Source organism: Streptomyces sp. NPDC008163, from assembly GCF_042956885.1.
Taxonomy (GTDB): Bacteria; Actinomycetota; Actinomycetes; order Streptomycetales; family Streptomycetaceae; genus Streptomyces; species Streptomyces drozdowiczii_A.
Genome location: NZ_JBIBHG010000007.1, coordinates 376,158 through 384,766 on the forward strand (window position 1 = coordinate 376,158; position 8,609 = coordinate 384,766).

At 72.1% G+C, this 8,609-nt stretch carries 5 protein-coding genes; 2 read left to right on the top strand and 3 right to left on the bottom strand.

Features of this window, described 5'->3' with window-relative positions; genetic code table 11:
* Nucleotides 1-54: 54 nt before the first annotated feature.
* Nucleotides 55-1,905 (top strand): glycoside hydrolase family 3 N-terminal domain-containing protein, encoded by a 1,851-nt coding sequence (locus ACFZAT_RS18595; protein ID WP_391265288.1) that lies wholly within the window; start codon nt 55-57, stop codon nt 1,903-1,905.
* Nucleotides 1,906-1,961: 56 nt separating this feature from the next.
* On the opposite strand, the gene ACFZAT_RS18600 is transcribed toward ACFZAT_RS18595, so the two are convergent.
* Nucleotides 1,962-3,437 carry a S28 family serine protease gene (locus ACFZAT_RS18600; protein WP_391265289.1) on the bottom strand — a complete coding sequence of 492 codons (1,476 nt, stop codon included), beginning with the start codon at nt 3,435-3,437 and terminating at the stop codon, nt 1,962-1,964.
* Nucleotides 3,438-3,569: 132 nt separating this feature from the next.
* On the bottom strand, nt 3,570-3,986 hold the full coding sequence (locus ACFZAT_RS18605; RefSeq protein WP_391265290.1) for a hypothetical protein: 417 nt from the start codon (nt 3,984-3,986) through the stop codon (nt 3,570-3,572).
* Nucleotides 3,987-4,171: 185 nt separating this feature from the next.
* Between ACFZAT_RS18605 and ACFZAT_RS18610 the strand changes: the two genes are divergently transcribed.
* Complete coding sequence (locus ACFZAT_RS18610) at nt 4,172-4,675, top strand: hypothetical protein (RefSeq protein ID WP_391265291.1); 504 nt, start codon at nt 4,172-4,174, stop codon at nt 4,673-4,675.
* Nucleotides 4,676-4,682: 7 nt separating this feature from the next.
* Here the strand turns inward: ACFZAT_RS18610 and ACFZAT_RS18615 are convergent, their stop codons facing one another.
* A complete protein-coding gene (locus ACFZAT_RS18615) occupies nt 4,683-8,423 on the bottom strand; it encodes an ABC transporter transmembrane domain-containing protein (protein ID WP_391265292.1) in 3,741 nt (1,246 codons plus the stop codon).
* Nucleotides 8,424-8,609 lie beyond the last annotated feature (186 nt).

The window sequence follows — 8,609 nt, forward strand, 5'->3', positions numbered from 1 at the left end:
TCCTTGGAAGTTTCTTTCACCCCCTCGTCACCGAGAACGGCCGAAGGAGCTCACGTGCACCACCGCACCTCCAGACGCACCCTCCTCACCGCCACAGCCGCCACCGCCGTCGCGGCGGCCGCGGGCATGGCGACCGCCCCGGGGGCCCTCGCTTCCCAGGGCTCCGCGCACAGCAGCCACGACTCCGCCGCCACGACCCGGCGGCTGAAGCGGCTCATCTCCCGGATGAGCCTGGAGGAGAAGGTCGGCCAGCTCTTCGTCATGCGGGTCTACGGGCACTCCGCCACCGACCCGGACCAGGCCGACGTCGACTCCAATCTCGCCGAGATCGGGGTGCGCACGGCCGCCGAGATGATCGCCAAGTACCACGTCGGCGGGATCATCTACTTCGCCTGGGCGCACAACACCCGTGACCCGCACCAGATCGCCGAGCTCTCCAACGGCATCCAGCGCGCGGGCCTCGCGGGCCCGTCCCGCCTGCCGCTGCTGATCTCCACCGACCAGGAGCACGGCATCGTCTGCCGCGTCGGCGAACCGGCCACCCTGATGCCGGGCGCGATGGCGCTGGGCGCGGGCGGTTCGCACTCCGACGCCCGCAGGGCCGGGCAGATCGCGGGCGCCGAGCTGGCGGCGATCGGCATCAACCAGAACTACGCGCCGGACGCCGACGTCAACGTGAACCCGGCCAACCCGGTCATCGGCGTCCGCTCCTTCGGCTCGGACCCGCAGTCCGTGGCGGACATGGTGGCCGCCCAGGTGAAGGGGTATCAGAGCGCCGGGATCGCCTCCACGGCCAAGCACTTCCCGGGCCACGGCGACACCAGCACCGACAGCCACACGGGGCTGCCGGTCATCGGTCACACCCGGGAGCAGTGGGCGGAGCTGGACGCGCCCCCGTTCCGGGCGGCCATCGCGGCGGGCATCGACTCGATCATGACCGCGCACATCGTGGTGCCCGCGCTCGACCCGGCGGAGGACCCGGCGACCCTGTCGAAGCCGATCCTGACCGGCATCCTGCGCGAGGAGCTGGGCTACGACGGGGTCGTGGTCACCGACTCGCTCGGCATGGAGGGCGTGCGCACGAAGTACGGGGACGACCGGGTGCCGGTGCTCGCGCTCCAGGCGGGTGTGGACCAGCTGCTGAACCCACCGAGCCTGGACGTCTCGTGGAACGCGCTGCTGGCGGCCGTCAAGAGCGGTGAGGTCAGCGAGGCCCGGCTCGACGAATCGATCCTGCGCATCCTGCGCCTCAAGACGAAGCTGGGGCTCTTCGACCAGCCGTTCGTCTCCGGGCGGGGAGTGGACCGTACGGTCGGCACCCGGGCGCACCTGGCCGAGGCCGACCGGATCGCCGAGCACACGACGACCCTGCTGGCCAACGAGGGCCGGCTGCTGCCGCTGTCCCGCCGCTCGCACCGGAACCTGCTGGTGGTGGGCGCCGACCCGGCCTCGCCCTCGGGCACCACGGGGCCGCCGACGAAGACACTGGCCGAGGCCTTCGACGAGCTGGGCTTCGCCGCGACCGCGCTGTCCACCGGGACCGCGCCCACCCAGGCGGCCATCGACGCGGCGGTCGCGGCGGCGCGGGGCAAGGACGCGGTGGTCGTGGGGACGTACAACGTCTCGGCGACCAGCTCGCAGCGCACCCTGGTCAGTGCCCTGGCCGCGACGGGCGTTCCGGTGATCACGCTCGCCATCCGCAATCCGTACGACATCGCGCAGTTGGCGGGGACGGGGCACAAGGCGCACCTGGCCGCGTACTCCTGGACCGACGTCGAACTGCGCGCGGCGGCCCGGGTGATCGCGGGCCGGGCCCGGCCGGAGGGCCGCCTCCCGGTCCCGGTGCAGCGGGCGGACGACCCGTCGAAGGTGCTGTACCCGGTGGGGTACGGGCTGAAGTACTAGTACGGGCCCGCCCCCGGCCGCCGTGCTGACGCGGCGGCCGGGGGCGGGGTCACGCCCTACGGGCGCCGGACGCCGAGGCGGTGGTCCGTCGGGCGGTCCTTGTTGTCGAGCCGTGCGTCGAACTTCGCGAGCGGCTTCGCCTTGGACTCGTCCTGCTGGACGGCGGCCGGGGCGACGCCCGCCCAGCGCAGGATCGCGGCCGTGGCCGTCGCGTTCTCCGAGGGCACGAGGCCCGCGACGTTGGAGCCGTGGTTCCCGCCGGGCTGGGTGAACACATAGCTGTCACGGGCGCCCGCCCCGAGCCGGAAGCGCTCCGCGCCCCACGGGTCGTTCTCGCCGTAGACGTACAGCATGTGCGTGGCGTGGTGCTTCACCCAGCTGTCGACGTCCCGCATCACCCCGGGCTGGAACCTCATCGGGATGGAGCGCGGCACGAAGTTGCGCGGCGGCTGGTAGCCGTAGCGGCTCAGCCCGCCGAGCCAGGGCTGCTCGATGTCGGGCGAACCGAGCTGGGTGCCCGCCTGGTAGTAGTACGGCGTGTAGTTGGCCAGGCCCTGGTCGGCGTAGGCGGAGAAGCCGGAGATCGCGTCGACCGAGTCCCAGATCTCCTGGTCGGTGGCCTTCTTCGCGTCGGCCGGGAGGGCGTCGCAGTCGGCGAGCAGGCTGTACTGCCAGAACGCCCAGACATAGTCCATGACGACGGCCTCGTACGCCTTGTCCAGCGAGCCGACGGTGTCGAAGGTGTAGCCGTTGTCGGCCGCGTACCGCGCGTACTCCGCCTCCAGCGGCCCACGGCGGATGAGGGCCTCGCGCTGGACGCCGCTCAGCTTGTCCCGGCACTCCTTGGTACCGACCTTCGCGAAGAACCGGTCGTACGCCGAGTCCTCGTTGTTCACCACGTCGTTGGGGGCGACGTAGGCGACGACCCCGTCCATGTCCTTCGGGTAGTAGCGCTCGAAGTACGTGGCGGTCATGCCGCCCTTGGAACCGCCGGTGGTCAGCCAGTTCTTGGAGTAGATCCGCTTGAGCGCGGTGAAGACCCGGTGCTGGTCGCTCGCCGCCTGCCAGATGTCGAGCTTGGACCAGTCGGCGGGCGAGGGGCGGGACGGGGTGAAGTAGCGGTACTCCAGCGACACCTGGTTGCCGTCGATGATCCGGGTGGGCTCGGAGCGGCTCGGGTTGGTGGAGACGTTGTAGCCGCCGGTGTAGAAGACCGTGGGGCGCGAGGTGTCCTTGTGCAGCAGCGTGATCCGCTGCTGGAACGTTCCCTTGGACGGGTGGCGGTGGTCGACCGGCTGGGTGTAATTGAGGACGAAGTAGCGGTAGCCGGCGTAGGGCTTCTCCTCGATGAGACTCATGCCTGGGATGGCCAGGATGCGGTCCTTGATGTCCGTACTCGTTCCGCTGTCGCTCACGACGGTACCGAGCGGGGCCGGTACGGCGGCGGTGGCCGCCCCGGCCGAGGCACCCGTCGCACTCACCGTGCCGATCAGCACCGCGAGCGACAGGATTCCTCTGAACGCCTTGCGCATGACGCGTCCTCCCCTGAGGCGTCCCCGGAGTCCCGCCGGACGCCTCGTGGTCCACAGCTGACGCGGTGAACCTAGCGGGGCAACACGCGTACCACCAGACCTCCTTGCCGATGCCCGGGAGGTGTCACCCGGTCAGCACAGGATCCAGCCGGTGCGGGCGCCCTTGCCGTCGACGGTGCCGGAGACCCGGACACACCGGTTCAGGGCGTGCACGGTCACCGGGCCCGCCAGCTGCGTGAAGCGGCCGCTGTCCGTGACGGGGAGGCCGCCGCGCGGCTGGATGGTCACGGACATGGAGCGGCGCTTGCCGGGTCTGGCCGCGACGGCGGTGACGCACGCGTAGGCCCGGGACTTGTAGACGCGGAGCTCGCCCGTCGCGAACTTCACCGTCTTCTTCGGGCGGCCCGCGCAGACCGATGCGGCGTTCGCGCTCCCCGCGACCGCCCCGCCGACCACCAGTGCGAGAGCGGTGGCCAGGGCGAGGACCACCGCATGGCGGCGGAGTCCGCGCCGCGCGCCCCAGGCGTGTCCTTCGGTCCCTCTGGTCACATCAGCCCCATCGCTTCATCGAACATCCACACCCCTGTCCCACACCTGGGCGCATATGCCTGTACCTGCGTACGACGCGGGAGGCCATCCGGAGGTTGCATCCGGCGGGCCCGGCAGCTGCGGGAGCCGGGGCGCCCCACCATGGAGCCGGACAGGACAGACCACCACGAAAGGCAGGAACCGTCATGCCCCGAACCCGCTCCGCCCGGCGCACCGCCGGTCGTACGCTGCTCGCCTCCGCGCTCCTCGCCGCCGCCGTCGCCGTGCCCGCCGCCGCGTCCGCCGCCGCCCCGGACGCCCCGCGCGAGGCATCGGCCGGGGCGACGGTCACCGACGAGACCGCGACCCAGGAGTCCCGGCTGGTGGACGACTTCTACAGCGCCTACCTCGACGCGGTGGCCGCCGAGGACGGCGGGGACCTCGCCACCGCGCTGCGCGGCTTCTACCTCTCCCCGGGCCTGCGCGACCGCCTCGCCGAGTGGGAGGCGGCCAACCACGCGGACGGCGTGCTCCTCGCCCAGGACGTCCCGGTGGACCACCTGGTCACCGCGGGCCACAGCGGCGCCGGCCACACCTGGTCCACGGTCCGCCTCACCTGGGGTTCGCCCGAGGACCCCACGTACACCTACCTGACGGTGCGCTCGGACCTCGCGACCGGGAAGATCTCGGCGATCCGCGACGACGCGTAGCCCCGGCTCACACGCCCGCGGGCTCGTCCTCCCCTATGAACGTGCGCCACAGCACCGCGTAGTGCCCGTCGAGGGCCAGGAGTTCGTCGTGGGTGCCGTCCTCCACGACCCGGCCGTGGTCCATCACCACGACCCGGTCCGCACGGGCGGCGGTGGTCAGGCGGTGGGCGACGACGAGCGTGGTGCGGCGGCCCGCGAGCCGGTCGGTCGCCTGGTTCACCTGCGCCTCGCTGGCCAGGTCGAGCGAGGCGGTCGCCTCGTCCAGGAGCAGGATGTCCGGGTCGACCAGCTCGGCGCGGGCGAGCGCGATCAGCTGGCGCTGTCCGGCCGAGAGGTTGCGGCCCCGCTCGGCGACCTCGTGGAGGTAGCCGCCGTCCAGCGTGGCGATCATGTCGTGCGCGCCGACCGCCCTGGCCGCCGCCTCCACCTCCGCGTCGGTGGCGTCCGGCCGCCCGTAGGCGATGGCGTCGCGCACGGTCCCGGAGAAGAGGTACGCCTCCTGCGGTACGACTCCGAGCCGGCGCCGGTATCCGGTGAGCCCGAGGCCGCGCAGATCGGCGCCGTCCACCGTGATCCTGCCGTCCGTCGGGTCGTAGTAGCGGGCGACCAGCTTGACCAGGGTCGACTTACCGGCCCCGGTCTCCCCGACGAAGGCGACGGTCTGCCCGGCCGGGATGCGCAGGTCGACGCCTCGGAGGGCCGCCTCCTCGTCCCCATAGGCGAAGGACACGTCCTCGAACGCGATCTCGCCGCGCAGTTCGCGGACGTGCCGCGGATCGTCGCGGTCGGTGGTGGAGGCGGGCTCGCGCAGGAGTTCCTGGATGCGGCCGAGGGAGACGGCGGCCTGCTGGTAACCGTCGAAGACCTGGGAGAGCTGCTGGACGGGCGCGAAGAACAGGTCGATGTAGAGCAGGTAGGCGACCAGCGCGCCCGCGGTGAGCGTGGCGTCGTCCACCCGGTGGGCACCGACGATCAGCACGGCAGCCGCGGCCACCGACGACAGCAGCTGGACGAACGGGAAGTAGACGGAGATCAGCCACTGGCCGCGCACCCGCGCCTCGCGGTACTCGTCGCTGCGCGCGGCGAACGCGTCGGCCCCGTCCCGCTCGCGACGGAACGCCTGCACGATGCGGAGGCCGGCGACGGACTCCTGGAGGTCCGCGTTGACGACGCTGATCCGCTCACGGGCCAGCTCGTACGCCTTGACGCTCTTGCGGCGGAAGAAGACGGTCCCGACGACGAGCACCGGCAGGGTCGCGAAGACGACGAGGGCCAGTTCCACGTCGAGGACCAGCAGCGCGACCATGATGCCGAGGAAGGTGACGACGGAGACGAAGGCGGTGACCAGGCCGGTCTGGAGGAACGTGGACAGCGCGTCCACGTCCGTCGTCATCCGGGTCATGATGCGGCCGGTCAGCTCGCGCTCGTAGTAGTCGAGCCCCAGCCGCTGGAGCTGGGCGAAGATCTTCAGCCGCAGCGCGTACAGCACCCGCTCACCGGTGCGTCCGGTCATCCGGGTCTCGCCGATCTGGGCCGCCCACTGCACGAGGACGACGACCAGGGCGAAGGCGGACGCCGTCCAGACCGCGCCCAGCGCGAGCTGGGTGACGCCGTCGTCGATGCCGTTGCGGATCAGCACCGGGAGCAGCAGCCCGGCCCCGGCGTCCGCGGCGACCAGGCCGAGGCTGACGAGCAGCGGCAGCCCGAAGCCGCGCAGCAGCCTGCGCAGCCCGTAGGAGCCCTCGGGGCGCACCGCGCGGGTCTCGTCCACGTCCGGGGTGTCGTTCGCCGGGGGCAGGGCGTCCACCTGGGCGAGCAGTTCGGGCGTGGCGGGGGTGCCCGCCGTGTCGGCCGACCGGTCCTGCTCCCGTCGCACCCACAGCGCGGGCGTGATGCCGCGCTCGGCGTCGAACGCGGCGTCGATCTCCTCCTGGAGCGCGCGGTCCCCCTGCGGGTCCTCGGGGGCGGCGGCCGGGCGGTGGCCGGGTGAGGGGCTGCCCAGCTCGTCGGGGTCGGTGAGCAGGCGCCGGTAGAGGGCGCAGCGGCGCTCCAGCTCCTCGTGGGTGCCGAGGTCGGCGAGGCGGCCGTCGTCGAGGACGGCGATGCGGTCCGCGAGGTTCAGGGTGGAGCGGCGGTGGGCGATGAGCAGCGTCGTACGGCCGGCCATCACCTGGCGCAGGGCCTCGTGGATCTCGTGCTCGACGCGGGCGTCGACGGCGGAGGTGGCGTCGTCCAGGAGCAGCAGGCGGGGGTCGGTGAGGATGGCGCGGGCCAGGGCGATGCGCTGGCGCTGGCCGCCGGAGAGGGTGAGCCCGTGCTCGCCGACCTTGGTGTCGTAGCCGTGCGGCAGCTCGGCGATGAAGCGGTGGGCCTGGGCGGAGCGGGCGGCCTGTTCGATCTGCTCGTCGGTGGCGCCGGGCAGGCCGTACGCGATGTTGGCGCGGACGGTGTCGGAGAACAGGAAGCTGTCCTCGGGGACGAGGCCGATCGCGGCGCGCAGCGAGTCGAGGGTGAGCTCCCGCACGTCGTGGCCGCCGACGAGGACCGCGCCGTGCGTCACGTCGTAGAAGCGCGGCAGCAGCAGCGAGACGGTGGACTTGCCGCTGCCGGACGCGCCGACGACGGCGACGGTCTCGCCGGGCTCGATGGTGAGCGAGAAGCCGTCGAGGACGGGGCGGCGGGTCTCGTCGTACCCGAACCGCACGTCCTCGAATTCGACGCTCGCCGGGGCGTCGGCGGGGAGTTCCTTGGTGCCGTCCTTGAGGGAGGGCTCGGTATCGATGAGTTCGAGGACGCGTTCCACGCCGGCGCGGGCCTGCTGGCCGACGGTGAGGACCATGGCGAGCATCCGGACCGGGCCGACGAGCTGCGCGAGGTACGTGGAGAACGCGACGAACGTGCCGAGGGTGATCTCGCCCCGGGTGGCCAGCCAGCCGCCGAGGGCCAGCATCGCGACCTGGCCGAGGGCGGGCACGGCCTGGAGGGCGGGGGTGTAGCGGGAGTTCAGCCGGATGGTGCGCAGCCGGCCGGCGAAGAGCCTGCGGCCGACCTCGCGCAGCTTGCCGGTCTCCTGCTCCTCCTGTCCGAAGCCCTTGACGACGCGGACGCCGGAGACGGCCCCGTCCACGACGCCGGCGACGGCGGCCGCCTGCGACTGGGCGTACCAGGTGGCGGGGAAGAGGCGGGCGCGGGAGCGGCGGGCGATGTACCAGAGGGCGGGGGCGACGGCGACGGCGACGAGGGTCAGCAGCGGCGACAGCCAGGCCATGATCACCAGGGAGATCAGGAACAGCAGCACGTTGCCGATGGTCATCGGGAGCATGAAGAGCAGGCTCTGGATGAGCTGGAGGTCGCTGGTGGCGCGTCCGACGACCTGCCCGGTGGACAGCTCGTCCTGGCGCTTGCCGTCGAGCCGGGTGATCGTCCCGTACATGCCGGTCCGCAGGTCGTGCTGGACGTCGAGGGCGAGCCGGCCGCCGTAGTAGCGGCGGATGTAGGTGGAGGCGTAGACGAGGACGGCCGCCACGAGCAGCAGGCCGGTCCAGACGGCGAGGGAGCGGGTGTGGCCGACGACCACGTCGTCGATGATCACCTTGGTGATCAGCGGGACGAGGGCCATGACGGCCATGCCGGCCAGCGAGGAGCCGAGGGCCAGCAGCACGTTGCGCCGGTAGCGCCAGGCGTAACCGCTCAGTCTGCGCGCCCAGCCGCCCCGCTGCCCGCGTTCCGTCTCCTGTGCGTCCGCCACCCGGTGCCTCCCGTTCGACCTGATCCGACGGAAGGCACCAACGCGGGGTGTCGCGGATTTCATCCCTCCGCAACAAATACGGGACCTGGGACCTAGGTGTATTGACCACGAGCGTTGTTAACTCGGATCAGGTCTTGATCATGACGAAGACCTCCGGTGTGGTGGAGGTGTCTAGGCTCCACACCG